The organism is Acidobacteriota bacterium, from assembly GCA_016196065.1.
Lineage (GTDB): Bacteria > Acidobacteriota > Terriglobia > Terriglobales > Acidobacteriaceae > Acidiflorens.
Window position 1 is genome coordinate 97,711 of sequence record JACPYL010000010.1, and the last position, 26,335, is coordinate 124,045.

The following is a 26,335-nucleotide window of genomic DNA, read 5'->3' on the forward strand; positions in this document are numbered from 1 at the left end:
ACGCATGCTCTTACGAACTTTGTCGATTTGCGTTCTGGTGCTCTGCACCGTTGTTCCGGCCACCGCCGGAGGGCCGGCCTACGTCGCCGGCGCCGGATTTGATCCCGCAACCAAGGGTCAAACGATCATTTGGGCTGGCGGAAATCTGCAATATTTCACGGACCAGGGCGACTTGAGTCCCATCCTCACCGGTGAACAAGCCGACGTTCTGGTTGCAGACGTATTCACGCACTGGACCACAATTCCCAGCGCTGCCGTCTCCGCCACTTTCGCCGGACACCTGGCTGAAGACGTCAGCAGCGCCAACGTCATCGGTTTTCCTGACGGCACCTACTCGATTCCGGATGACATTCAACCCGCCGCAGTTGCGACGCCGCTCGGAATTGTGTATGACGTCGACGGCACAGTTACAGATGCGCTGCTGGGCGCGGGCGCCGGCAGCCAGGACTTTTGCTTCAACAACGCTGTCTACGGAGGACCAGACGATTTCAGTTTCGACGCGCATCTTGTGCATGCACTGGTGGTGATCAATGGCGTCAGCGTTGCCGATACTTCAAAGCTGCCCGACGTTCGTTACCGGCTGACACGCACGCTTGGCCGCGTGCTGGGTCTGGGATGGGCGCAGGCGAATCTGAATGTGATCACGCGCAACCCAATTCCTGCTCCCGACGACTTCCAGGGTTTTCCAGTCATGCATTTTCTCGATCCCATCGCCTGCGTGCCGATCAATATCTGCTATCCCGACGCCGAAGTGCCGAAGATGGATGACCGCGCTGCCATGGCGAGACTCTATCCGGCGAATGCGAGTACGGCTAGGATTCACGGCAGCGTGTTCTTCACGGACGCCGCCGGAAACGCCGCGCAGCCGATGCAGGGCCTAGACGTAGTCGCGCGTCGCATCGAGTCTGGCCAGCCGTCGCGTAGGTTTGTTGCGACGTCAGTTTCTGGATTCACTTTCCGCGGTAACGCCGGCAACACGGTGAACGGTTTCGTCGACGTCAAGGGCTTGCCTTTTGATTATTTCGGATCCAACGATCTGGCAGTCGAGGGCACCTTCGAACTTGCCGGACTCGAAATTCCAAACGGCAGCAGCGCCCAGTATCAGCTCAGCGTCGAGTCTCTTGATGCGAATTGGTCAGAGGGGGTGAGGCCGTATGCGCCTGCACAGGTCGCGTCGTCCGGTTCGTTCACTCCCGTGGTGATTACGGTTCAGCCGGGGTCCGACATCGCGCAGGATGTGTTGATGCGGGCCAGTGCAATCGCGCAGGTTGATCGCGCGAGCGGCAGTTCCTACGCAAACCCGGTGAATCTTCCTCAAGGGGGAGGATGGGGTGCATGGCTTTCGGGCTACGGAGTCGCCGATTGGTTGCAGTTCACCGCGCAAGGCAATCGGACAGCGTCCGTAACCGTAACTGCTCTCGACGAACTCGGGAATCCCACGCAGAACAAGCTTGCGCCGGTGATTGGCATATGGCCGTTGAGTGATCAGAGCGGTGGTCCTGCTCCGGCCGCCACTCCGGTAGCTTTCAACACGTTAGTTCCGGCGACAACTCGACTCGACGCGCAGTTCACTTCAGGCGGTACCTTCCGGCTGGGTGTCGCGGACTTTCGAGGCGACGGGCGTCCGGACTATTTTTATTCCGCCAACGTTCTCTACTCGGACACCATCACTCCGGCGCGGGTCAGCTTGCGCGGCGGCCCGGTCACGCTCCATGGATTCGGGTTCCATCCCGGATTACAGGTCACCGTCGGATCGGCCAGCGGCACGATGCTTTCTGTCCTCGCGAACGATCTGCAGGCTACGTTGCCGGCGGTCAATCAGGATGGAGTGGCATCAGTAAGCGTCAATGATTCTGCGAGTGGCGGCTTCTCGCTGATGACGGACGCCGTAACTTACGGCGCAGCTTCGACCGACCTCCTCCTTCTGTTGGAGGGAACTGAGCCGTCCACACCGATCGGAGCCGAAGCTGCAAATCCGATCCGCGTACGGGTCGTGGCAGCGGATGGAAAGACGGCTGTCGATGGCGCGACCGTAACCTGGTCGACAACCAATGGCGCCAGTCTTTCCGCGTGCGGCGGGGCGTCGAGCTGCTCCGTGCTCAGCGATCAGGCTGGGTTCGCGTCGACCCAGGTGACTCCTGCCGCCACGGGGACGAGCGTCATCACAGCTGCGCTTGCTCCCGCTTCGTATACGCCGCCGCAGTCGAAAACGGCGAGCGTGATGGGGACGGCGTCCGCGGTTGACCTGGCGGCAGTGGCGCCGACGAAATGGGTGGCACAAGGTGCAACGATCGATGTTCCGATCACTGTGCGCTTGCTCGACATGGGAGCGCCCATCAGCGGCATCGTCATCAATTTCAGAGTTTCCAAGGGAGCGGGCAGCCTGTCGTCCCCTACCGGCACGACCGGCAACACTGGATTCGCGTCTACGACGCTTCATCTCGCCAACCATGCTTCGGATGTGCAGGTGACGGCCTGCGTCGCTCCGAACAACACGCCGTGCCAGACGTTCACAATGTTCGCCACGCCCGCATCGAGTTGGAGAATCGAAAATGTCAGCGGGACAACGCAGGTGATCGTTGCAGGCCAACCATTTCAGGCAATGGCACTGCGCATCACGGATAGCGCGTCGCCCGCGAATCCGGTGATGGGCGCGAACCTGGTCTTCGACGTCACCATTGTCCGTATACCGAAAGACAGTGGAGGAGGCGGAGGCGGGGATGACGGAGGCGGTGGGCGCGGCGGCCACGGAGGAGGGTCGCCGATCATTCTCGGAACCTATGAAGTGAAAGTTGCTACCGCAGACGGTGGAATTGCGAGTTGGGTGCCGAATGTCGCCGGTGTTCAGGGATATTGCGACCTGATGATTGCGCTCACCGCTGGAATGGCGTCGTCGCAGTTTGACTTACAAGTTGTGGAACCCATGGGAGGCTTGGGCGGGAAGTAGCTCCGCTCTACCGTAGCGACGGGGCTTGCCCCGTCTCCGCCGACCGCCTCTCAATTTTTATTCTTTCCATCAAGGACAATTCATCGTTGTGGTCCCGAGCACAGTCTTCACTGGCGGGAGAGGGATTTTTACGGGGATATTCGGGTCGGCAGGCGCGTAAGCGAGAATCGTGAATGTTCCCGAGACTCCCGCTCGGCACTGCGCAAGACCAGTCTGATCGATGGTCGGACCAGACTCTCCATGAGGAAGATAGACGACCCACATCACAGGCAAAGGAGAAACGGAGGTTGGCGCCTGGTTGAAATGACCCGTCGAAACAAACTGAACGGAGTCAATTAAGGAAGAAGCGGAAATGTCGATGGACAGCAGTTGTCGCGGATTGCTGCTTCCGCACCCAACGGCGACTAAGAGCAAGCTTAATACTAGAGCGAATCCAAATCGCGTCACGGAGTCCCCCATGCGGCAATTGTGTTCAGGGCCCGAGCGTGCAGGTTACAACGGATGCGATGCGCATCGGTGCGGGTAAGTTGTCTACCCGGCCGACGCGCGGCAATCATTTCTTCGTCCACTGATCGATCCAGTCGTTGACCGTCTTATACCAGAGCTGCGAATTCTGCGGCTTCAGGACCCAGTGGCCTTCGTCGGGGAAGTAGAGCATCTTCGACGGCACGCCCATGGTTTGCAGCGTGGTGAAAAGTTGGAAGCCTTCGCTGACGTCGAGCCGGTAGTCGAGCTGTCCGTGGACGACCAGCGTCGGCGTCTTGAAATTCTTGGCGTACTGGTGGGGAGACCATTTCTGATAACTGGCGCGGTTGTCGAAGGGCGTGCCCTTGAACTCCCAGTTGTTGAACCAGAGTTCTTCCGTCGTACCCCAGGCCGACTCGGCGTTGAACATGCCATCGTGCGATACCAGGCACTTGAAGCGATCGGTGTTGCCCATGATCCAGTTGATGGCGTATCCGCCGTAGCTTGCGCCCAGCGCGCACTCGCGGTCTTTGTTGATGAACGGGTACGTCTTCTCCGCGTAGTCGAGGCCCTTCATCAGGTCTTCAAACGGAGCGCCGCCCCAGTCACCGTTGATGGCGTCGATGAACTTCTGTCCGTAGCCCGTCGAGCCGTGGAAGTTGATCATGATGACCACGTATCCGCTGGCGGCAAAAAGTTCGGGATTCCAGCGATAGCTCCAGTCATCTCCCCAGGCGCCCTGCGGGCCACCGTGGATGAGGAACTTCACGGGATACTTCTTGCTGGCGTCGAAGTTCGGCGGCTTGACGAGGAAGCCTTGGACCTTGTCGCCGTTCGCGCCGGGGAACCAGAAGGTCTCGAGCGGGGACATGGCGACTTGGGAGAGGACGGCGTCGTTGAGGTGGGTGAGCCTGAAGTTAGGATCTTGGCTGCTGCAAATATCGCCACTGTTTTCGCCGCAGTGAGGCGTGCGAACGACAATCATCGGGCTCTTATACAACTCCGACGGAGCGGTTATCGACATTTGCGTATAAAGAAGAAACTTGTCGTCTTTCGTGATAACGAGGTCGTCGTCATAGCCGTGTAAGGAGGTCTTCACGACACCCGGCTTCACGAAGTCTAGTTCCGTGTAATAAACACGGGCACTTCCATTCTCCTCGGCGGCGAAGAAAAGCCACCTCGACCCCCACCACGTATATGTTCCGACCCATTGATCGAAGCCCTCCGTCAGATTCTTCTTCTCCCCCGTCTTGCGGTCGTACAGCATCAGCCGAAAGCGGTCGCTCTCGTACCCCGGTCTCGACTGGGCGCGGTAGGCGATGTACTTGCCATCGGGCGAATAGAGCGGCGTCGAGTCGCTGGCGGGATTGTCAGCGGTGATGTTCTTGGCCTGCCCGCCCGTCACCGGGACGGTCCAGAGGTCGTTGTTTGTGGACGTAGCTTCGACTTTGTCGTGATTCGAAGTGTAGGCAATCTCCTGCCCGTCGGGCGAGAATGCGTAGTTGTCCTGTCCGCCGAGTGAGAACACAGGCGAATCGTAGTCGCCGGGAGTGAGGTCGCGGGCGCGCGCTGCCTCCATACCGATGGATTGCGTTATTGGTGTTTCAGTCGGAGCCGCAGCCGCGAAGATGTGAGTGCGCTTGCCCTCCTTGTATGCATTCCAATGACGATAGAGCAGGCGGTCGAAGATCAGCGCCTTGACCTTCGACCTGCTGGCTTCATCCAGCTTTTTCTCGTTGCAAGCCCCTGCTTCGGCAGGTGTCCCCGTGCACTCCGGATAGACGTCAGAGATGAAGATGATGTTCTTGCCATCCGGGGACCAGAGTTCGCCGGAGGCCTCAGTGGTCAGCCAAGTCAGCATCCATGTGCCAGTAACCGTCCCTTTTGCAGTATCAAAGTCGGCGATCCACACTTGCGAACCATGCTGTTTGTTCGAGAGAAACGCAAACCGTTTCCCGTCCGGGGCCCAGCGCGGACGGTCGCCATCCTGGTCGGGGATGAGGATGCGCTCTGCTGGTGTGGAGGCGGGGCTTTGCCCCGCCGGGACGGGTCGAAGACCTGTCCCCACACTGCCCGCCAGCGGGACGATCCAGATGTGTGGTGTCTTCTTATTGGTGGCGAGATCGACATCGACCACGCTGAAGAGCACCCACTTTCCATCCGGCGACGGCACCGGCTCGCCGACGCGCTTCAACTTCATCATGTCTTCGAAGGTGAAGGGGTGCTTGGCTTGAGAAAAACAGGGAAGAGTAAAGAGGAGGATTGCAAAAATCAGACGGCGCATACGTGATCTCCGCGGAACACGAGAGTTTACACCTAAGGTCGAAGTGAGGTCAGAGGTTTGAGGCGAGAGGTCAGAGGTGAAAGCCTAAAGAAACTGTCATCCCGAGCGAAGCGAGGGATCTGCATCTGGCCGGCGAACTGCAGATCCCTCGCTTCGCTCGGGATGACAGTTTTTTAAGGGGGTTAACCTCTGCAATCCGACCTCAGACTTCTGACCTTACAGAAGACCTCTGACTTACAGACCATCCAGCATCGCCGTCATCTCCGACTGCGCGTGGGCATTGCCGGTGCGGCGTGCGGAAGTGATGCCGTCTACCAGCATTCTTTTTGCTTCGTCGATGCGGCCGACTTTTTCGAGGGTCTGGGCGGCCATGAAGTATCCGGGGACGTAGTCGGGATTTTTCTCGATCAGGGTCTTGAATTCCTGCAAAGCTTCTTCGATCTTCCCGCAGTTGGAGTATTCCATCGCGAGGCCGTAGCGTGCAAAGGCGTCGGCGGGATCGGTGGCGAGAATTTCAGTGAGTAGGGCGATGCGGTCCATAGTGAAAAGAAGGTCTCAGGTCTTAGGTGTCAGGTCTCAGGCATTAGATTAACAGCCAATTGCTCAATGCCAGGTGCCAATCCCCGCGCTACAATATCGTTTCTCTTGGAGATCGCGACTTGGCTTGTCCCTATTTTGTGCCGCTTGAGATTTTGAATGACGGCTCATGGCTCCATCCTGCGCGATTGCCGCTGGGAGCGGGATGGAACGGGCAATGTTGTGCCTCGCACGATGCGATGACCCCGTCGGATCATGCTTTGCACCAATTCTGCAATCTGGGAAATGCGGCCGCCTGCCCGAGTCTTCCACGCGAGCGCGAGTGGGATGCGGTTCGCTTCTCGGTGGCACGTGCAGGTGCTGAACAGATCACGCTCTGGTATGTGTGCGAGTTAGGGCACGCACCGGTCGAACATGGAAAGCTGGTTTTCGATACGATCCAAGGGCATTGGTCTGATCCTCACGCCGACGCGCGTGTGCAGCGGCTTGCGGACTGCTATCTTGCAACCTATCGTATGCGCAAAGACACCGGACAGAACGTTGCGTAGGCGGAGCATCTCGTGGCCGAAAAATTTATGACCATTCACGATCCAACCCGTCCTCGTCCTGTCGGCGACTCGAAGTCTGAGATGACCGAGATCGTGCTTCCCAACGATGCCAATCCCCTCAACGCTCTCGTTGGCGGACGTCTCATGCATTGGATCGATCTTGCGGCCGCGATGGCAGCGCATCGGCACTCGCGACAGTTCGTCGTGACGGCTTCGGTCGATCATCTGGACTTTCTGGTTCCGGTGCGCGTGGGAGACATCGTGATCCTGCGCTCGTCGGTTAATCGCGTGTTCAATACGTCCATGGAAGTGGGCGTGAAGGTATGGGTCGAGAACTATCACACGGAAACGAACCAGCACGTGAGTTCCGCGTATCTGACGTTCGTCGCGGTTGATGGCACCGGTGGCAAGAGACTTCCTGTGGCTGCCGTCATTCCCGAGACTGCCGAGGAGAAGCGGCGCTATGAAGACGCGCTGCGGCGCCGCGAATTGCGCCGCTCCGAGCATGCACGGAGGACGAAGTCGCAGTGCTGAAATAATGTGATGGGCGTCACAGTCGGCAATTGCTCGTTACTTGATAATCGACCATTCGGCGACCCCCGGGGCTGTAGCTCAAGATCCTAGTGAAATCTGATTCCCGAGTTCTTCTATGGACAGTGCACTCCTTATCCACCGCATCCATTTTGCATTCACCATTACCTTCCACTATCTCTTTCCGCAGCTGACGATGGGTTTGGCGCTGCTGATCGTTGTCCTGAAAACGATCGCGCTCCGGCGCAAAGATCCGGCGTACAGCGAGGCTGCTCGTTTCTGGGCGAAGATTTTCGGTATCAACTTCGTCCTGGGAGTGGTGACGGGTATTCCGATGGAATTTCAGTTCGGAACAAACTGGTCGCACTTCTCCCGCTTCGCTGGCGGCGTGATCGGGCAGACCCTGGGCATGGAAGGCATGTTCGCCTTTTTCCTCGAGTCTGCATTTCTCGGCCTGTTCCTTTACGGTGAAAAGAAGTTGAGTCCCGTCGCGCACTGGTGGTCGGCGGTCGCGGTGTTTATTGGTTCGTGGCTGTCGGGATACTTCATCGTAGCGACCGACGCGTTCATGCAATATCCCGTGGGCTATTTCGTTGCCGCGGACGGCTCCGTACAGCTCTCCAGCTTCTGGGCACTCGTGTTGAATCCCTGGGCGGCCTGGCAGTATTCCCACACCATGATGGGAGCGGCGATCACCGGAGCGTTCGTGATGGCGTCGGTGGGCGCATTTTATTTGCTGGGCAATAAATTCACCGAGCATGCCCGCATCTTCGTCAAAGTCGGAGTCGTTGCGGGCTGCGTGTTCAGCATCCTGCAGGCATTCCCCACCGGAGACGGCCAGGGCAGGATGGTCGCTACTTACCAGCCCGCAACGTTAGCCGCGATGGAAGGACTATTTCAAAGCCAGCGTAGCGCACCGATCGTGCTCATGGGCCAGCCCAATGACCAGCAAGGGAAGATCGACAATCCCGTGGAAGTTCCGGGCATGCTGAGTATGTTGACCTACAAGCGCTGGAACGCGCACGTGCGGGGACTCGACGATTTTCCCAAACAGGATTGGCCGGATAACATCCCGCTTCTCTACTACAGCTATCACATCATGGTGGGACTGGGGACGGCTTTCATTGCGATCATGGCAGTGTCCGCCTTCCTGCTGTATGGCGATCGTCTTTACAAAACCAGGTGGATGCTCTGGATTCTCCTGCTGTCGCTGCCTTTCCCCTACATTGCAAATACGGCCGGCTGGATGACCGCTGAACTCGGGCGTCAACCGTGGCTGGTGTATGGATTGATGCGCACCGCGGACGGCTACTCTAAAACGGTGTCGGCAGGGAACGGAATGTTTACCCTGCTTGGATTTATGGGCCTCTATACCGTGCTCGGTATTCTTTTCCTGTTTCTGATGCGACGGGAACTGGAGACTGGGCCGGGCGGCGAGATCAAGCCGGCAATCCTGCACGGCAAGGAGGCAAAGTAGATATGCCAACCCTCTGGTATTGGATTGTCGCAGTGATGGTCACCGCCTACGTCGTCCTGGACGGCTTCGATCTGGGCGCGGGCGCAATTTACCTTGCCGTCGCCAAGACCGATGAAGAGCGCCGCCGAGTGCTGGCCTCGATTGGGCCGGTGTGGGACGGCAACGAAGTCTGGCTGCTGGCAGCGGGCGGCACACTGTATTTCGCGTTCCCGCAACTCTACGCATCCAGCTTCAGCGGCTTCTATCTGCCTCTGCACATGGTTCTCTGGCTGCTGATCCTGCGCGGTATCGGCATTGAATTCCGCGCCCATGTCCGCAACCCTGTCTGGCAGAATTTCTTTGACGTTGTGTTCAGCGGTGCCAGTATCCTGCTGACCATCTTCTTCGGAGCTGCGCTGGGAAACGTTGTGCGCGGTGTGCCGCTCGATGCCACCGGATATTTCTTTGAACCACTGTGGACGAACTTCTTTAACCTCGGTCCACAAACCGGCATTCTGGATTGGTACACGGTGCTGATCGGAGTGCTGGCGCTGGTGACACTGGTTGCTCATGGATCGCTCTATGTTGCGGTCAAGACCGATGACGATCTCGGCCGACGCGCGAAAGGCGTGGCGCTATTGTGCTGGCCCCTGCAATTTTTCCTGACAATCGTCAGCCTGGTGGCGACCTACTTTATTCGTCCCGAGGTGATGAACAACTACGACAAACACAAGATTGGCCTGTTGGTTCCGGTATTGGTGTTCGGATGTCTCGCGGTGCTGTTGTGGGCAAATCCCAAAGGCAAGGAAAAGCTCGCGTTCATCGCATCCAGCCTTTACATCACGGGGATGCTGGTAGGCGCGGCGTTTGCGCTTTATCCCGTAGTGTTGCCGGCACGCGACCGGCAATTCAGTCTTACGATTCACAACACTGCCGCGGGAAATCACGGCCTCAGCGTCGGCCTGGCCTGGTGGACGATCGGCTTCGTGCTGGCGACTGCGTATTTCGTATTTCTCTACCGTATGTTTCGTGGAAAAGTTCAGGCGGGAGAAGGACACTACTAGCAATCAGCATTCAGCACTCGGATTCCTTTATGCTATGCCGGACGGAACCGCTGACGGCTGATTGCTGAGTGCTTTTCACCCATGACCAACTCTCTCCAGAACAAAACCATTCTTCTAACTGGGGCCGGTACCGGGATCGGCCGTGCTTGTGCATTGGCGTTCGCTCGCGAAGGTGCGAGCTTGGCCCTGGTTGGACGCCGTCGAGAAAAACTTGAAGAGGTTGCGAAAGCGTGTGGTGGATCTCCGCTGGTAGTTCCGGCGGACCTCTCGCGGAAGTCTGAGATTGAACGCGCGGTAGCGGAAACGGCTGCGCGTTTCGGGCGCATCGACGTCCTCGTCAACAACGCCGGCATTCTGTTCCCCGGTACGGCCGAGCAGATCACAGAAGAACAGTGGGATCAGACGTTTCAAGTGAATGTAAAAAGTGTCTGGCAGCTTTCCTGCGCAGTGTTGCCGCACTTTCGCAAGGCTGGTGGAGGCAACATCATCAACGTCGCTTCCGTGTTAGGGATCAACGGCGCACGCAACCGAGCTTCCTATTCGCCGTCGAAGGGTGCGGTAATTCTTCTCACCAAGTGCATGGCCATCGACCATGGGCACGAAAACATCCGGGTCAATGCGATCTGTCCTTCGTTTGTCGAGACTGATCTCACGGCGGCGTTTGTGAATGTCGCGCCCGACCCCGAAGGGCTGCGCCGTGAACGCATCGCCGTACATCCCATCGGGCGTCTCGGCAAGCCAGAAGATATCGCCGGACTGGCAGTCTATTTGGCAAGCGACGCCTCCAGTTGGGTGACGGGCGCCATCTATCCCGTGGATGGCGGGTACCTCGCGGTCTGAGCGTGCCTTCGCTCCCGTATAATCAAGAGAGTTTTTTCAAGAGAGGTCTTCATTGAGCGCTCATTCGCACGCCGGACAGCAGCAACCGACCCCACAACCGATACCGGGCGTTAACGCCATTGTTGCCGTGGGTTCCGGCAAGGGCGGAGTTGGCAAGACCACGCTCGCAGTCAGCCTCGCGCTGGTGCTGAGCAAGATGGGGCATCGTGTCGGCCTTCTCGACGCGGACGTGTACGGCCCGAACGTGCCGTTGATGCTTGGTACAGCGGAACAGCCAAAAGTTTTGGGCGACAATCGCATCGAGCCAGTGAGCGTGCATGGCCTCAAGGTGATTTCAGTCGGCTTCCTGAATCCCGGGGACAAACCGTTGATCTGGCGCGGACCGATGCTGCATTCGATCATCCGGCAATTTCTTGGGTCGGTGGAATGGGGCCTACTCGACTATCTGATCATCGACCTTCCTCCGGGAACCGGCGATGTTGCACTCTCGCTGATTCAAACGGTCCCGTTGACGGGTTCGATCGTAGTCTCGACGCCATCCGATGTGGCTTTGCAGGATGCGCGCAAAGCGATCGAGATGTTTCGCCAGATGAAGGTGGACATCGTCGGCATGGTGGAGAACATGAGTTACTTCGTGTGCCCGCATTGCCAGCACGAAGTTGATATTTTTTCCCGTGGCGGAGCCGAGAAGACTGCCGCTCAGTTCGATGTAGCTTTCCTCGGTAGCGTGGAACTCGATCCTGAAATTCGCAGGGCGGGAGACAGTGGTTCTCCGGCAGTACTCAAAGGCGAGGATTCGGCCCACGCGAAATCGCTCTACGCATTTGCCCGCAAGGTGGTGGAGCGGGTGGAAGAAGTTAAGGCCAGTAGTACCGCCAGCGTGGTCCAGATCCAATAACATTTTCTCTGTAACCTCCGCGACCTCTGTGGTTCACGCTTTCTCAACCACGGAGGTCAAAGGGGCACGGAGAAAACCGCATGACGACTCCAACCATCCCCGACTTTCTCTACGGCACCGCCTGGAAGGAAGACCGCACGGCGGCATTGACGGAGCTTGCGATCCGTACCGGCTTTCGTGCCATTGATACTGCAAACCAGCGGCGTCATTACTTCGAAGAGGGAGTTGGTCAAGGGTTGGCGGCTGCGTATCGCGGCGGCGTCGTGACACGCTCCGACTTGTTCTTGCAGACGAAATTCACCTACCAGCGCGGACAAGATCACCGGCTCCCCTACGATCCTGCGGCCAGTCTCGCGGTCCAGGTTGCGCAGTCGATGGCAAGTTCGCTCGAACATCTTGGAACCGACTACGTGGATAGCTACGTATTGCACGGCCCGTCGTCAGGTTATGGCTGGACGGAAGAGGACGCGGAAGTCTGGGAAGCGATGCGAAAAGAACGCGTTGCAGGACGCACGCGCCTTCTTGGAGTCAGCAACGTGTCTCTGCAACACCTCGAGCAGATGGCAGTCGCGCACTCTGAAGTCCCCACATTCGTGCAGAACCGATGTTTCGCCAGAACCGGCTGGGACCGCGACGTACGATCGTTCTGTCGTGAACGCAACATCATCTATCAGGGCTTCTCACTGCTCACGGCGAATACTGATGTACTGCGCCATCATCTGGTTGCAGATGCCGCCGTGCGCGCGAATGCCACGCTTGCCGAAGTTGTCTTCAGCTTCGCGCGTTCCGTAGGGATGTTGCCGATGACCGGGACCTCCAATGTCGACCACATGCAACAGGACTTGGCGAGCCGCGAACTTACCCTCCCGGTGGAGACGGTGCAGGCGATCGAGTCGCTGGCCGGATAATGGCGCTGCTAGGAAGCTCCTGTCCCCACAGCACGCATGGTCGTCGGCACCGAGACCATTACGTCTTCCGCGATCGTGCGGCGGCTGTGATAGTTCTTGAGCTTGGATTGAAGCGGCGCTGTAACCTGCTGACCTGTCGAAACCAATAGGGTTCCCTGGAATGTGCGCACATCCTGTTGGATGATCATGCCCGGAGACAGTTCCTGAATACGGCATTTCCGCTGCCCACTCTCTTCGGAATTGGGATCAAGTTCGACCAGGGCCTGAAAGAACGCCGGGCTGAAGTCCCGGTTTTGCAGGGCGAGAGTGTGGGCTGCTTCTGTTCTCGGCGTTTCCGAGTGAATGAGTTTTTCATAAGCCAGAGTCAGCCGCAGGATTTTCGCCCCCAATCGCATATCAGGCATAGCAGCGCCCGCAATGTCGGGGACAGGGCGGTCCTGGTGATCGATCATCCATGCGATTGGTTCGAGGCGCGGAATCTTCGAAAGCAGCTCCGCGGCGACGGTGGGGTGCGCGTCGTATTGTGCCTGCTCGTCTCCCGCGAGTGTTTCTCCGCGGTACACGGCGTCAATTGTCTCCGGAGACAGGGTCACGCATCCGAGCTGGGACAACATCGCGGCGACCTCATACTGCCAGGGGTTTGCCAGCTTCATCGCTCTCACGATGTGGTGGATGTAGCGGCGGGTGCGCTCGGCGCGGCTGAAGGCGGCGGGATTGATCAGACTGAGTACATCGGTGAGTACTTGAATGCTCCCGCTCAGGGTCTGCTCCAGCAGTTGTTTCTCCGCCGTAACCAACCGGTACTGCACGACCGCTGCCGTCAAGGTTTTTGCCATCACGTCGTGGGTACAAGGCTTGGTAAGGAAACGGAAAATGCTGCCTTCATTGATGGCATCCACCGCCGTGCCCATGTCGGAATTGCCGGTGAGCATGATCCGGATCGTATCCGGCCATTGCGCTCTGATCTTGCTCAAGAGCTGAATGCCATCCATGATCGGCATGCGCATGTCGGAAACTACGACCGCATAGGGCCCCTTCTCACCCGCCATCTTGAGGGCTTCCTGTCCGCTGTTCGCAATGTCCAAGGGGAACTCGCGGCCTAAGATGCGGCGGAATCCAGCGAGCAGGTTTGCGTCATCGTCGACCAGAAGTATCGTTTCAGCCATGTTGCTCCTCGGTGCGTTTGCTCTGGGGGGTGATCGCGCACTTTCCTTTAAGTCTCCATTTACAACAATCGGCATTGTTGGCTTAACCATTGAATTTGTGTGCAATTCCCGGATCAGGAACAGGGGAGTGGACGTGCAGTAATCGGAGTGGCGCACTTTGCCGATGATCCCTGCACCTCGCTTATGTCGCTGGCGTGGCATGGGACTTGAAATCGGGTGAAGGGGCGCTACCAGTGGTCAATGAATGCCTGTCGGGCGGAGATCAGCGGGGCTCGGATAACGGAAAACGGAGAGGGCGACACAGTGGTGACCTCCCCAATGTGCGCGCCTCTGGCTTCGTTCAGGCCGTGCTTCCTTTAGGCCTAGCCTTCGGACTGATCGTTGCCTTAGTGGTCTGGGTCGTCGATCAGGGCTCGCGCGGCGTGGGGCTAGCATCCGTTTGCGTAGTGCTCGGAGGTCTATTGGGCGCAGGCGTCGCGGCGGTGATCACAAAGCGCAGAATGCGAGTGGTCACGACGCGTCTGAGCGGTGAGCGGGAAACACTGAGGATGGCGTGCCAGGAGGCGGAGGTTTTTATCAATGCAGTTCCGTCCATTCTGATTGGCCTTGATCGTCAATCCGCGATCACTCGCTGGAATTCATCGGCGGCCCGTGTGTTCGGCTTGTCCGACACAGCAACGGTGGGGAAATCTTTGACCGACTGTGGCATCCATTGGCTACGGCCCGACATGCCCGACGAAATTCGGGCGTGGCTTTCTGGAAGCGAGGCCCGGCGTTGCGACCAGGCCCCATTTGAATTGAATGGTGAGTCCCGATTGTTGGGGCTCACCATCACACCCGTTCACGTCACTGACCAGAACATGACCAAGCTCCTCGTGATCGGTTCGGACACGACCGACCGCACCAACCTCGAAGCACAACTTCGTCAGGCGCAGAAACTTGAATCGGTCGGCCAACTTGCAGCGGGCATCGCACACGAAATCAATACTCCCACCCAGTACATCGGAGACAACATACGCTTCCTGAAGGATGCGTTCCATGATCTGGGCGGGCTAGTCGCGACCTATCAAAAACTGCTCTCGGCAGCCCCCAACAGCAACCAATCTCGCGAGCAGATCGAGCAGATGTCAGCAGCCGTGAAAGGCACCGACACGCAGTACCTGCTGGAGGAAATCCCGAAAGCCATCGATCAGAGCCTCGAGGGAGTGGGCCGAGTAGCGGCTCTGGTCAGCGCGATGAAAGAGTTCTCTCATCCGGGGACCAAGGACAAGATTCACCTCGATCTGAACCATGCGATTCAAAGCACGATTACGGTCGCCCGCAATGAATGGAAGTACGTGGCGGACATCGAGACTGATTTCGATCCTACGTTGCCCATGGTTTCGTGCCTGCCCGGCGACTTCAATCAGGTGATCCTCAACTTGATCGTGAATGCCGCGCATGCCATTGCCGAGGCGATCAAGACGGGCGCGTCTGAAAAGGGGAATATCAAAGTGCAAACCCGAAATTCCGGAGAGTGGGTCGAAATCCGCATTCAGGACAATGGTGCGGGAATTCCCGACAAGGTCCGGCCGCGCATCTTCGATCCGTTCTTCACGACCAAGGAAATCGGCAAGGGGACCGGGCAGGGGCTCGCCATTGCTCGTTCGGTGATCGTCGACAAGCATCAGGGAACTATCCAATTCGAGACGGAAGTCGGGAAAGGGACGACTTTCATCATTCGCCTTCCCCGCACTGACAAGACCTTGTCCGCAGAAGCGGGTTCGGCATGAAGCGGATTTTATTTGTAGATGATGAAAGCAAGGTTCTCGACGGGCTCCGCCGCATGATGTACGCGGAACGGAACCGCTGGCAAACCGAGTTTGCCCTGGGCGGTGAAGCTGCGCTGCTCGCCTGCGAGGCGCAACCCTTCGACGTCGTCGTTTCCGATATGCGGATGCCAGGAATGGACGGAGCGACGCTCCTTGGCCATTTCCAGGCCCGTTATCCGTCCACCGCCAGAATTATCCTTTCCGGATACTCAGAAGCGTCACTCGCGGTGCGCGCAGGACACGTCGCGCACAGGTTCCTTGCCAAGCCCTGTACTGCCGCCGACCTCTGCTCCATGATTGAACGTGTATGCACACTCCAGGACGTCCTGTGCACGCCCGAAATCCGCAACGTAATTGGAACCATCGGAGAACTACCGTCGCTTTCCATTACCTACCAATCCCTGACACGGGCGGTGAACGATCCGAATTCGTCGATCAATGCGGTGGCGCAGATTCTCGCACAGGACATCGCGATGGCTGCGAAGGTGTTGCAATTAGTCAATTCGGCATTTTTCGGTTTGGCACAGCGGGTCACGACTTTACAGAGCGCCGCCGTTCATCTGGGAATGCAAACCATCAAGAACCTGGCGCTCGCTTCGGAGACCTTTCGCGTCTTTGTCCCGGACAAACGCATCCCGCCATCGGTAGTCGAGTCCATCCAGCAACATGCCCAATTGACGGCGGCCATCGCGGCCACTCTGCCGGTCGCGCGCGAGATCCGGGACGTTACCATCCTGTCTGCACTCCTGCATGACATTGGCAGGCTTGTGCTCGCCAGTAAGATGCCGGCAGAATTTGTCGCCTCGGAGGCGAAAGACATTCGAGATGGACACGGCATTGTGGAGGCGGAAGAGAAACTACTGGGAACCTCGCACGCGGAAGTTGGCGCATACCTGCTAGGGTTGTGGGGAATTCCGGATCTTGCCGTGGAGGCCATCGCCCACCATCACCGTCCGACCCGCATTCCTCACTCCGGGCTCGATGCCTCGGCAGCGCTCTATGTTGCGGACTTGTTGGCGCATGAATTGACCGCTCACCCCAACGATGCGACAGGAGCCGAGTTATCGGAATTCTCCCGAAATTGTCTTCAGACCTTGGGCGTGTTTCCCCAGTATGAAGAGCTACGCAGCCTTGCGCTTCAATGTCGTCCTAACGCAGCAGGTTGAGGTCGAGGCCCATTTGCGGTTTGCAGCACAGCCCTAACGGGTGGCGAACCTGCTGAGTCGGTACTCTGGCTCTGCCACTTCATCCTTTAACACCAGCCTGGCGACTTTCTCTCCTAACGCCGGGCCATGCTTGAATCCATGTCCCGATCCCCCGCCAACCATCCACACATCGGATTTAGCCGGATGGCGGTCGAGAATGAAGTCATGGTCCGTCGTATTCTCGTACTGGCAAACGCGAGTCTCGACCAGCGGCGCGTCCTTCATTCCTGGAAAGCGATACGTAATGTAGTTGCGCGCGCTCGCGAGTCGGTCTGCATCGACGACGCGTTGACCCGAAGTAGGATCAAATGCCGCTCCACGCGTATCGTCGGCCAGTTTGAATCCGCGGTTCTGATTGCCGGGAATTCCATACATGAAGTGATCGCTGTGATCGGCCCACACGGGGAGAGTGCCTTCGTCGTAGCGATAGTCGCCGGCAGGCGTCCCAAAGAAAAATACGTCTTGTTTGCTCGACAGGAAATGAGGGCCTACGGTTTGCGGAAATAGTTTCCCAAGCCAGGGTCCGCAGGCAAAGATATAGCGATCCGCCCGCAAACTCGAGCTGTCCGAGAGAGTTAGTTCCTTCCAGTCACCACTCTCCAGCCCTTGTTCGAAGACAGATGCCTGCCGATATTCGCCGCCCTCGGCGACGAAGTGCTCGACCACCGCCTGCGTCGAGGCGCGTGCCAGCAGGTATCCACTCTGTGGCTCCCAGATTCCCCACTCGACCTTTTCGAAATTGATTTGCTTCCAGCGTTTCGCCAGTTCGCCGGACGACAGCTGTTCGAACGGAACGCCCGCGTCTTTCAATACGGGGAGCGATCCGCGCTCGAACTGGCCATCGCCTTCCACCATCCAAAGCACGCCGATGCGATGAAAGAACTTCTGCTTCCAGCGCTCTTCGTTGTCATGCCAAAGCTCCATGGCCCGCGCCGCCATCTGGGTATAAGGCTGATTCGGTCCGTACGCTCCGCGCATCACGCGCGTCTCGCCGCCCGAGGACGACCGCGAGTTTCCGGGACCCCAGGCATCGAGGAGAGTAATCCGCGCTCCGCCACGAAGAAGATAGAGAGCGGTCCATCCGCCAAATGCACCCGCGCCGATCACTGCAATGTGAGGTTTGTTATTCATGGATTGAGGAGTCCTGTTGGGATTTCGATTGTCAGATCGGGCGGACAGCCCGTGGAGTCGGTCCCCGCTTAACGCTGTCGCCGCCGCTGCCAACCCGAGTTTGCAGGCTCGCCGGCGGGAGATTCGTGCAGCCGCCTCGCTCTTCTTTCGCAACGGAGTTTCGGTCCCGTCCATAGGGAGCCTCCACGATACATAAGAAGAGGGGATGTCTCCTAGCAGGAATGATTGAAAGCAGACAGCGAGAGCGTATTCATGCTCCATTCATTTGACTTCCCGCGTAACAGGAAGCACAATCTCCCGCAGCCATATCCCCCGTATTGGCTTGAACCGCATTCCAGGTTCCCATCTGTAGGAGGCCCTGCCTTGAAAGCCACGTTTGCGCTCTTCATCTATCTAAGTGCGGCCTTGACCCTTGCCGCTCAGGTAAATCAAGCGGATTCAGCCAGGATGCTCAAGAGCTACGGTAAGCTTCCCCTGACCTTTGAAGCGAACCACGGGCAGACCGATCCACGGGCCAAATTCTTCTCTCGCGGGGAAGGCTACAGCCTGTTCCTGACGCCCAGCGAAGCGGTGCTGTCTTTGCGCGGGCGGGCAACAGAAGGGAACTCCAACCCCAAGAATGATGTGGTCGTGATTCGCACCCAACTCTTAGGCGCCAATGCACAAACCGAATTGGTTGGTGAAAGCCCACTACCCGGCAAGAGCAATTATTTTGTAGGGAGTGACCCAACCAAGTGGCGGACGAACGTGCCCCAGTTCGGCAAAGTGCGTTACGAAAATGTATATCCGCGCGTGGATCTGGTTTACTACGGCCATCAGCGCGAACTGGAATACGACTTTGTGCTGCAACCGGGAGCGAACCCGAACTCGATACGACTGGGGGTTGAAGGCGCGGCCAAACTCCACCTCGACCACGGCGATCTTGTCATGAGCAGCACTGGCGGAGACCTTTATCTCCGTGCTCCGCATATCTACCAGGAAGCGAATGGAGTCCGCCACATCGTGCGCGGCCAGTATGTTATCAAGGGAAACAACGAAGTAGGATTTCGTCTCGGTTCGTACGATCGACGCAGAGCGCTAGTCATTGATCCGGTGCTGGCGTATTCGACCTACCTGGGTGGAAGTGGGACCGGCGGGGACATTGGTGTCGCGATTGCCGTGGATTCTGCCGGCAACGCCTATGTCACCGGGCAAACCAACTCAACCGATTTCCCCACTGCGAATGCCATCCAGCCCACCAACGCCGGGAATGGCGATGCGTTTGTGACGAAGTTCAACGCCGATGGCAGCGCACTCGTCTACTCAACATTTCTGGGCGGGAGCACGGGCGGCGAAGAGGGACAAGCCATCGCAACCGACTCGGCTGGCAATGTGTACGTCACCGGCGCAACTCTTTCAAGCGACTTTCCGACCGTCAATCCGATCCAGCGCAGGTATGGTGGCGGGGACACGGATGCGTTCGTGACCAAGATCAATGCTGACGGCAATGCGCTTGTCTATTCCACTTATCTGGGCGCCGCCGGCGAAGATGACGGTCAAGGCATCGCCGTGGACTCGGCAGGAAATGCATACGTGGCTGGGACCACGGGATCAAAGCGCTTTCCTGTGAAGAATTCCATCCAGCCTGCCTTTGGCGGAGGGGCGCGGGACGCGTTCGTAACGAAGATCAATGCGGCCGGTAGCGCGTTCGTCTATTCCACCTTTCTGGGTGGCAGTGATGACGAATACGGCGCAGGCATTGCAGTCGACTCGGCAGGGGATGCCTACATTGCGGGGAGTACTCTCTCCGCTGACTTTCCGGTCAACAATGCAATCCAGCCCACGTTCGGCGGTGTGATTGATGCGTTTGTGACCGAAATCAATTCGGCCGGCGCTGCGCTTGTTTACTCTACCTACCTGGGTGGAAGCAACTGGGACCAGGGTTTTGGAATTGCCGCCGATTCGGCCGGCAATGCATATGTCACTGGAGTCACGCAGTCAACCAATTTCCCTACGTTCCATCCCATTCAACCCAGCCTGGGCAGCAGCAACAGAAATGCGTTTGTCAGCAGGATCAATGTGGGCGGCACCGGATTCGTTTTCTCTACTTACCTTGGGGAGAACGACGATGAGCTAGGTTTTGGCATTACCAGGGATTCCTTGGGGGATGCCTACGTTACCGGCGCCAACGGAGCTCCCAGCGGCGACACCGCATTTGTTACCAAAATGAAAGCAGACGGCAGCGCAGTCGTTTACACAACCAACCTGGGGGGAAACTGCAACAGCAACGTAGGTTCTGGCGTAGCCGTTAACTCGACGGATAGCGTCTACATGGTCGGGTGGACATGCTCGAACAACTTCCCTACGACTCCATTCGCATTTCAGAAGGAGTTCAAAGGTGGAGGGTACGCGAATGCGTTTGTCGCCAAGGTCGCTGAAACCTTTGCCAACGTCTCGCCCGCGACCTTGTCTTTTCCCTTACAACTCATTGGTCAAACCAGCGTTTCTCAAAAGACCACCTTGACCAATACCGGGACGCACACTATCACCATCAATCAAATCTATTTCGGCGGTTCGAACCCGGGTGACTTCACCCAGACCAACACTTGCGGCTCTTCACTCGCCGCGGGCGCGAGTTGTACGATTTCGGTCGCGTTCATTCCTTCAACAAGAGGGAGCCGAACGGCACTTCTCGGAATCAGTGATTCGGACGCGGGCAGTCCACAAACGGTGTCATTGAGCGGAACCGGTGTGGCCGTCTCGCTTTCAGCGAAGAAATTGAATTTCGGGAACCAGCCCGTAGGGACCAAGAGTGCGTCGCAAACGTTCACACTCACGAACCTGGACGGCACGCCGCTGCATTTTTCGAAGATTGTGATCAAAGCAAAAAACGCGGCAGACTTCTCACAAACCAATACTTGTGGAACGGGAATTGGAGCCCATGCCAGTTGCACAATCACGGTGAACTTCACACCGTCCGCCCAAGGCGCGCGGAGGGGATCGCTTCAAATCTCCGACGACGGTGGCGCCAGTCCGCAGAAAGTTACATTGTTGGGAACGGGGACCTAGTCGCGCTGGCGCAACTGGCCGGAATAGTGCGAGCTCCATCAAGTCGTTCCTAGGTTCTGTTGTTGGTGTAATGGCGATTTTTCACCAGTTATCACGGAATGTGCGGCTTGGGATCACCCACCACGCCCTGTGCCGGTGCTGCCGGGACACGTTTGTAGCTCCACTGTACGAACTGGCCCTCTTGCCATTGATACGTCACCACGTCGAAATTCTTCGCACAACAGTTCGGGCTGCCATCGTCACTGCGTCCGGTGATGGTCAAAGTGAGGGATTTCTCGTCGAACGTTGCGCCTGTACCTGTCGCGTGTGAATCATAGACAAACTGCTGCGTTATCACTGGATGGGCCGCCCGAATTACGAACAACTGCACGACTCCTGTCCTCATGCAACTGCCGCCGCAGTCGGTCCAGTCTGTCATCACTAAGGTATGGTGCCCACCACCGTTCGTGTAGTCAAAACAGAAAACATGGTCGAGTCTGGCCGACTCATAGCCTGAGTCGGACTTCCGCTCATATTTCCCATTTTTTAGGTCTGCGCTCCAGTCCGCGTTTTCGCCAAACATGCGAATGTTTCGGAAGTCTACGCTACACACATCGCTTGCGCTCTGTTCTAGAACACGGTTCGGCGCGGAAACATCGACTGCGGGAGCCCTGCGAACATCCTGCCCCACCACCTTGCGGGTGAGTCCGACAAATCTCGCCTTCCCACCTTCCATCGTTCGGTGCAGCGCAAAGTCGTAAGTCTTGCCATTCGGAGACTCCCCTGCAAAAAGCCGCGACGGGCTGTGGATGGCCAACACAACGACAGCACCCGCAGAAAAATTCGCGACGGCGGGAACGGCTGATTCGATATGCACGGTCAACGCAAATCTCGGGTCAACATCAACGAGCGTGACCTGCCCTGAAAAATCCGTGAGCGGGACGACGGCCTGCACACTCGCTCTGAGGTGAATCTCATCGTTGGTGCTTTTTGCTTGGCCTGCGGCGCACGCCGAGAGACTCATGGCGAGAATGGCAAGGAAACGAAGCATGGCGCGTTGGGGACTAAGCCGACTCTCAATGATAACTGTTGTTAACAGGCGATTACACTTACTGACCCATTCATTTGCGCCCTGCCGCTCGCGGAGTCCTGCTAGCACGTACCGAGAAGCCAAACTCCGACTGCAATCAACACGATGTCACGGTCAACATTCCAGTCGCTTCGCTTGCATTTGCAGGTTGAAGCGTGCGGGTCTGAGGAAATAGCAGGAACTTAACGTTCATATATACGAGCAGTACGCCTAGCAGCAATCGCCACCAGGAAAGCTCTCGTTTCATGTGGTTCATTTCACAGCAGGAAGATGGTTTTGTCTACGTCGGTCAGGATGATTGACGTTAACAGGCGATTACACCAACTACTCTGCGAATCCCTCGCTCGCCGGCCTGTGCGATCGCTCTCACCCCATCTCGCCCCACTCGCTAGAGCGCGCGTCCCGGCACAAGTCTCAAAACCCAACCCGGGTGGGGTTGTATCACCTTTTCCCTATGTATTGCTAACCCCCTGCCGCGCCTTGACAGTTCTTCCCGGCGCTCCCTAGAATCGAAAAGAGGCTCTGAATCCACATTCTAAGCCTCTGCATCTAAAGTATTTAGATAGAGCCTCCGGCTCCAGATTCGAAACAACATGCCACCGGGACCAGCCGGCGGTCGGGAACGCGAAATCCTGACTGCCATCGTCGAGACTTTTATCGCCACCGGAGAACCGGTAGGCTCGCGCACACTTGCGCGTACCAGTCGTGAAGGTTTGAGCGCGGCCACCATCCGTAACGTGATGGCAGATCTGGCGGATGCAGGTTTTCTGGAACAGCCGCACACGTCAGCCGGGCGCGTTCCGAGTCCGGAAGCGTATCGCTACTACGTCAAGCAACTGAGTGGCGAGACGCGGCTGTCGCACGAAAACGAAAGCATCATCCAGGAGAGTCTCACCGGCGTCACCGATGTGCAGGAGTTCATGGAGCGGACGTCGCATGTGCTCTCGCTGATCTCGCGAAGTGTGGGAGTCACGGTGGCTACGAGTGGTCCGCGTAACGCTCTGGAGCACGTTTATTTTTCGCGGCTGGGGGATCAGAAAGTTCTGGCCGTCGTGGTGACGAGGTCGGGAGTGGTTCGGGATCGCGTCCTGCGCCTCGATCTGCCGCAATCGGAACTTGATCTGGCCGCTCACTACGTCAATGAAAACTTTCGCGGCTGGATCATGGAAGATATGCGCGCCGAGATTGCCCGGCGTCTGGACAAAGAACGCAGCGAATATGACCGCTTGATGGGATCGATTGCGCAGCTCTATCAGCAAGGTGCTTTGACCACCAGCGACGCGCCGGAAGCGGTATTTGTGGAAGGGGCCGCCAACCTCGTGACCGGAGAGGAAGACCGGCAACGCCTGCAGGACATGCTGCGAACGCTGGAAGAAAAAGAAAAAGTCGTCAAGCTGCTGGGCGCGTATCTCGACACGCGCCAGGAAGCAGTGCGCGTCGTCATCGGGCTCGATGCCACGATGCCGTCCATGCAGAATTTTGTGCTGATCGGCGCTCCGGCGCGAGTCGGAGGGGAAGTGATGGGATCGCTCGCTGTGATTGGGCCGACCCGCCTTGACTATCAGCACACCATGTCGGCCGTTTCGTATATCGCGAGGCTGTTCGACAAATTGTTAAATGAATCGGAGTAATTGGGAAGTATGGGTAAAGGAAACGGAAAGACCGATACCAGGAATCTCGATGTGGAACACGAGTTGCCGCCCGCAGAGGGCGGAGAAGAGCGGCCTGACCCAACCCCGTTAGATAGCTCGGCGTCATCCGAAATCGATAAAGTACGAGCGGAACGCGACGCGTTGCTCGATCGGCTGGCGCGACTGCAGGCGGAATTTGACAATGCCCGCAAGCGCGCCGTGCGCGAGCAGCAGGACTTCCGCGAATTCGCCGCTGCTGACGTCATCAAGAGCATCCTGCCGGTGCTGGATAGCTTCGAGCGCGCGCTGAAAACGCCTTCCAGCGGCTCGAATGCAGATGATCTGCGGGGCGGCTTGGAACTGATTTACCGTCAATTTCAGGACGCGCTGCAAAAACTCGGAGTGCAGTCCATCGAGGCGGTCGGAAAGCCGTTCGATCCTCGTGTGCATGAAGCGGTCGAAATGGTAGAGACAAAAGACGTGGAAGACCACCAGGTTTTGGACGAATTTCAGCGTGGCTACAATTACAAAGGACGCATGCTGCGTCCAGCGATGGTGCGAGTGGCTAAGAACAGTGATTAGTGAATAGTGGTTGGTGACTAGTAAACTTCCGCACGCTGAGGTCGTTTTTCTAGCCACTCATCACTACCCACTAACCACTGTTTCGACGAAGGAGCAATCTGGCTAACAAGAGCAAACGCGACTACTACGAGGTCCTTGGCGTCACTCGTACGTCTACCGACGTTGAGATCAAGAGCGCTTACCGCAAGCTGGCGATGACGTATCATCCGGACCGCAATCCAAACAATCCCGAAGCGGAAGACAAATTCAAGGAGTTGACCGAAGCCTACGCGATTCTGGCGGACGCCGAAAAACGTTCGTTGTACGACCGCTTCGGACACGCCGGACTGGGTGGCGCGTCGGGCGGCGCAGCCGGTTTCGATCCTGCGATCTTCCAGGACTTCGGCGACATCTTCGGAGAATTCTTTGGCTTTGGCGACTTGTTCGGTGGCGGCGGAGGGCGTGGACGCTCTCGCGCTCAACGTGGCGCCGATCTGCGCGAGGATCTGAATCTCGAATTTGAAGAAGCTTTCTTCGGCGTTGAAAAGCACGTCAAGGTACGGCGGCATGAACCCTGCGATACATGTCGCGGATCGGGCGCTGCACCCGGCAAAGCGCCGGTCCAGTGCCGCTCCTGCAATGGTCGTGGGCAGGTACGCTATCAACAGGGATTCTTCAGCATCTCGCGCACGTGTCCAACCTGCCAGGGTGCCGGCAGCGTGATCACTGATCCCTGCCCGAAGTGCAAGGGCGAAGGGCGACAAGTGCGTGAGCGCACGGTGGAAGCAAAAGTCCCCGCCGGAGTCGAAGACGGCACACGCATTCGCTTTTCCGGATATGGTGAGGCCGGGGCATTCGGCGGACCAGCCGGCGATCTCTACGTTGTCCTCCACGTCAAAGAGCATGCTTTTTTTGAGCGCGAGGGTAACGATCTTCATTGCGTTGTGCCGATTTCGTTTCCGCAAGCCGCGCTCGGCACCGAGATCGTCGTCGCGACCATGGAAGGCGAATACACACTCAAGGTTCCCGAAGGAACCCAGTCTGGAACATCATTTCGCATCCGGAATCGCGGCGTACCCGTTCTGAACGGTCATGGCAAGGGCGACCTTTACGTCGAAGTCCGCGTGCAAACGCCCGGCAAGCTCACAAAACGCCAACGCGAACTGCTAGGCGAGTTGGGACAACTCTCTCCCGTCGAAAACAAGCCGCAGAACCGGTCATTGCTGGGGAGAATGAAAGATATGTTCGCGTGAGGCAGTTCTCAGTTCCCGGTTCCCAGTTCTCAGTATCGGAACCGACCGGCCGGAGAGCTTTTGCTGAGAACTGACCGCTGAGAACTGAGAACTGTTCCCAATGACCCGCCGCCGCTGGATCGCCGATGAAGTCCACGGAAATACTGCTGCTCTGGTCGGCGAACACGCACTTCACCTTGTGCGTGTGTTGCGCGCCTCTGTCGGACAGGAATTCGACATTGCCACCGGTATTTCAGTCCGGCGCGGAACCATAACTTCTATCTCCGACACTCGCGTCGACTTTTTGCTCGGCGAAGAACACTCCATCCCGCCAGCGCCTGATTTAACGCTGGCCCTGGCCATCTTCAAATTCGATCGTATGGAGTGGGCAATCGAGAAATGTACCGAGCTTGGCGTCACGCGGATCATCCCTATCATTGCGCAGCGTACCGATTCACACCTGGCAACAGCGGCTGCGAAACGTAGAGAGCGTTGGCAGCGCCTTGCTCTGCAGGCCTCGGAACAGTCACGTCGCACCGCTCCGCCGGAAATTGCTGCTCCAATCAAGCTGAGAGATTTCTGTAGCGTCGGCGACCCGCCGGCCGAAGCCCGCAAGATAGTCCTCGCCGAGTCAGAAAACGACACGCGTCTGCGCGATACCTTAGATTCCCGCCCGTCCCCAGTAGTCCTCGCCGTCGGCCCCGAAGGCGGCTGGGCACCTGACGAACTGCGATGGTTCCACGACAACCACTGGATCGCCGCCTCGCTCGGCGACACTATCCTCCGTGCCGAAACTGCCGCGATCGTCGCGACTGCCCTCGCGCTTGATGCTTTCCGAAGTAGTGGTCCAGTCTGAAAATGTGGGGACAGGTCTTTGACCTGTCCAGTATGAGTTGAGGCCCGGCCAGTTGTTCTTCAGTGCAATAAGATCCACGGCCCTGCGGGCCGGGACAGGTCAAAGACCTGTCCCCACATCTGAGCGGCATCCTTTCCACAAGAAGCT

The 26,335-nt window shown here is 57.7% G+C and carries 20 protein-coding genes; 15 read left to right on the top strand and 5 right to left on the bottom strand.

Features of this window, described 5'->3' with window-relative positions:
* Positions 1-4: 4 nt before the first annotated feature.
* Complete coding sequence (locus tag HY010_03890; GenBank protein ID MBI3474847.1) at positions 5-2,947, top strand: Ig-like domain-containing protein; 2,943 nt, start codon at positions 5-7, stop codon at positions 2,945-2,947.
* A gap of 553 nt (positions 2,948-3,500) precedes the next feature.
* Here the strand turns inward: HY010_03890 and HY010_03895 are convergent.
* Positions 3,501-5,696, bottom strand: a complete 2,196-nt coding sequence (locus HY010_03895) for a S9 family peptidase (GenBank protein ID MBI3474848.1) — start codon at positions 5,694-5,696, stop codon at positions 3,501-3,503.
* Positions 5,697-5,930: 234 nt separating this feature from the next.
* Positions 5,931-6,236, bottom strand: coding sequence for a tetratricopeptide repeat protein (locus HY010_03900; GenBank protein MBI3474849.1), 306 nt, complete (start codon positions 6,234-6,236; stop codon positions 5,931-5,933).
* Between the two features lie 119 nt (positions 6,237-6,355).
* Here HY010_03900 and HY010_03905 point away from each other — a divergent pair, with 119 nt between their 5' ends.
* From HY010_03905 to HY010_03935, 7 genes are all read left to right on the top strand, one after another.
* Entirely contained in the window at positions 6,356-6,781 is a 426-nt protein-coding gene (locus HY010_03905; GenBank protein MBI3474850.1) for a hypothetical protein, read from the top strand.
* Positions 6,782-6,808: 27 nt separating this feature from the next.
* The gene (locus tag HY010_03910; protein MBI3474851.1) at positions 6,809-7,315 is read left to right on the top strand and encodes an acyl-CoA thioesterase; all 507 of its coding nucleotides are present in this window, start codon (positions 6,809-6,811) and stop codon (positions 7,313-7,315) included.
* 115 nt (positions 7,316-7,430) lie between these two features.
* The gene (locus HY010_03915; protein ID MBI3474852.1) at positions 7,431-8,789 is read left to right on the top strand and encodes a cytochrome ubiquinol oxidase subunit I; all 1,359 of its coding nucleotides are present in this window, start codon (positions 7,431-7,433) and stop codon (positions 8,787-8,789) included.
* A 2-nt stretch (positions 8,790-8,791) separates the two neighbouring features.
* Complete coding sequence (gene cydB, locus HY010_03920) at positions 8,792-9,832, top strand: cytochrome d ubiquinol oxidase subunit II (protein ID MBI3474853.1); 1,041 nt, start codon at positions 8,792-8,794, stop codon at positions 9,830-9,832.
* Positions 9,833-9,913: 81 nt separating this feature from the next.
* On the top strand, positions 9,914-10,672 hold the full coding sequence (locus tag HY010_03925; protein ID MBI3474854.1) for an SDR family oxidoreductase: 759 nt from the start codon (positions 9,914-9,916) through the stop codon (positions 10,670-10,672).
* A 118-nt stretch (positions 10,673-10,790) separates the two neighbouring features.
* Positions 10,791-11,570: an Mrp/NBP35 family ATP-binding protein gene (locus HY010_03930; protein ID MBI3474855.1), complete on the top strand. Its 780-nt coding sequence runs from the start codon at positions 10,791-10,793 to the stop codon at positions 11,568-11,570.
* An 80-nt stretch (positions 11,571-11,650) separates the two neighbouring features.
* The gene (locus HY010_03935; protein MBI3474856.1) at positions 11,651-12,478 is read left to right on the top strand and encodes an aldo/keto reductase; all 828 of its coding nucleotides are present in this window, start codon (positions 11,651-11,653) and stop codon (positions 12,476-12,478) included.
* 8 nt (positions 12,479-12,486) lie between these two features.
* Here the strand turns inward: HY010_03935 and HY010_03940 are convergent, their stop codons facing one another.
* On the bottom strand, positions 12,487-13,644 hold the full coding sequence (locus tag HY010_03940) for a response regulator (protein ID MBI3474857.1): 1,158 nt from the start codon (positions 13,642-13,644) through the stop codon (positions 12,487-12,489).
* 320 nt (positions 13,645-13,964) lie between these two features.
* Here HY010_03940 and HY010_03945 point away from each other — a divergent pair, with 320 nt between their 5' ends.
* Both HY010_03945 and HY010_03950 read left to right on the top strand, forming a co-directional pair.
* Positions 13,965-15,416 carry a PAS domain-containing protein gene (locus HY010_03945; GenBank protein MBI3474858.1) on the top strand — a complete coding sequence of 484 codons (1,452 nt, stop codon included), beginning with the start codon at positions 13,965-13,967 and terminating at the stop codon, positions 15,414-15,416.
* Positions 15,413-16,621, top strand: a complete 1,209-nt coding sequence (locus HY010_03950) for an HDOD domain-containing protein (protein ID MBI3474859.1) — start codon at positions 15,413-15,415, stop codon at positions 16,619-16,621. Before HY010_03945 ends, HY010_03950 begins: the two co-directional genes overlap by 4 nt.
* A 33-nt stretch (positions 16,622-16,654) precedes the next feature.
* Here HY010_03950 and HY010_03955 read toward each other — a convergent pair whose 3' ends face one another.
* A complete protein-coding gene (locus HY010_03955) occupies positions 16,655-17,791 on the bottom strand; it encodes an FAD-dependent oxidoreductase (GenBank protein ID MBI3474860.1) in 1,137 nt (378 codons plus the stop codon).
* A 363-nt stretch (positions 17,792-18,154) separates the two neighbouring features.
* Here HY010_03955 and HY010_03960 point away from each other — a divergent pair, with 363 nt between their 5' ends.
* On the top strand, positions 18,155-20,839 hold the full coding sequence (locus HY010_03960; protein ID MBI3474861.1) for an SBBP repeat-containing protein: 2,685 nt from the start codon (positions 18,155-18,157) through the stop codon (positions 20,837-20,839).
* 91 nt (positions 20,840-20,930) lie between these two features.
* On the opposite strand, the gene HY010_03965 is transcribed toward HY010_03960, so the two are convergent.
* A complete protein-coding gene (locus HY010_03965) occupies positions 20,931-21,869 on the bottom strand; it encodes a hypothetical protein (protein MBI3474862.1) in 939 nt (312 codons plus the stop codon).
* A 632-nt stretch (positions 21,870-22,501) separates the two neighbouring features.
* On the opposite strand from HY010_03965, the gene hrcA reads away from it, so the two are divergent.
* From hrcA to HY010_03985, 4 genes are all read left to right on the top strand, one after another.
* On the top strand, positions 22,502-23,539 hold the full coding sequence (gene hrcA, locus HY010_03970; GenBank protein MBI3474863.1) for a heat-inducible transcription repressor HrcA: 1,038 nt from the start codon (positions 22,502-22,504) through the stop codon (positions 23,537-23,539).
* Positions 23,540-23,548: 9 nt separating this feature from the next.
* Entirely contained in the window at positions 23,549-24,121 is a 573-nt protein-coding gene (gene grpE / locus HY010_03975; protein MBI3474864.1) for a nucleotide exchange factor GrpE, read from the top strand.
* A 98-nt stretch (positions 24,122-24,219) separates the two neighbouring features.
* The gene (gene dnaJ, locus HY010_03980) at positions 24,220-25,353 is read left to right on the top strand and encodes a molecular chaperone DnaJ (protein ID MBI3474865.1); all 1,134 of its coding nucleotides are present in this window, start codon (positions 24,220-24,222) and stop codon (positions 25,351-25,353) included.
* A 100-nt stretch (positions 25,354-25,453) separates the two neighbouring features.
* The gene (locus HY010_03985; GenBank protein MBI3474866.1) at positions 25,454-26,188 is read left to right on the top strand and encodes a 16S rRNA (uracil(1498)-N(3))-methyltransferase; all 735 of its coding nucleotides are present in this window, start codon (positions 25,454-25,456) and stop codon (positions 26,186-26,188) included.
* Positions 26,189-26,335: the final 147 nt, after the last annotated feature.